Source organism: Corynebacterium tuscaniense (assembly GCF_008693065.1).
Classification (GTDB): Bacteria; Actinomycetota; Actinomycetes; order Mycobacteriales; family Mycobacteriaceae; genus Corynebacterium; species Corynebacterium tuscaniense.
Genome location: NZ_VXKH01000149.1, coordinates 1 through 815 on the forward strand (window position 1 = coordinate 1; position 815 = coordinate 815).

At 66.6% G+C, this 815-nt stretch carries 1 protein-coding gene; it reads left to right on the top strand.

Features of this window, described 5'->3' with window-relative positions:
- A partial coding sequence (locus F4V54_RS10965) for an AMP-binding protein (protein WP_150387154.1) occupies window positions 1-815 on the top strand: 815 nt, incomplete at both ends.

Sequence of the window (815 nt, forward strand, 5' to 3'; positions counted from 1 at the left end):
GCAAGCCCGCAGCCGCGGAAGTCTGCGACCGCGCGGGCAGCGCGGGTGCGCACCCTTCGCTTGGCACTGCCCCTGACGACCTTGCCTACGTCATCTTCACCTCGGGGACGACAGGCCGGCCAAAGGGTGTGCGGATCAGTCACCGCAACTGCATCAACACCATCCTCGACGTGAACCGGCGGTATGGGGTCACCTCCGCCGATCGCATCATCGGATTGTCGTCGCTGGGATTCGACCTGTCGGTCTACGACGTGTTCGGGGCGTTTGCGGCAGGCGCGACGGTGACGATGGTCGGAGACGAGCGCGACGCCGATGAAATCCTCGACGTCTTGCGGGAAGAGCGGGTCACGCTGTGGAACTCCGCGCCCGCCCTTTTGGAACTCGCCCTGGTCCGGGCGGCGGACGACGACGTGTTCCCGGATGTGCGCACCGTATTGCTCAGTGGCGATCGCATCGCAGCGGGGCTTCCGGCGCGCGCCATGGACATGTTCCCGAACGCGTCGATTAATAGCCTCGGCGGTGCGACCGAAGGAAGCATTTGGTCCATCCACTGCCCGCTGCAACGCGACAGCCTGGAAAACCGCATTCCCTACGGGTACCCGCTGGCGAACCAGGGCATCCACGTGCTCGCGCCCGACGGGGTGCATTGCCCCGTCGGCGTGCCGGGGGAAATCCACATCAGCGGTCTCGGCGTCGCGCAGGGGTATGCGGCCGATCCGGAGCGGACCGCTGCCGCCTTCGGGGATGTCCCAGGCATCGGGCGCTGCTACCGGACCGGAGACGTGGGCATCTTCAACGCGGAGGGTTTCGTGGAA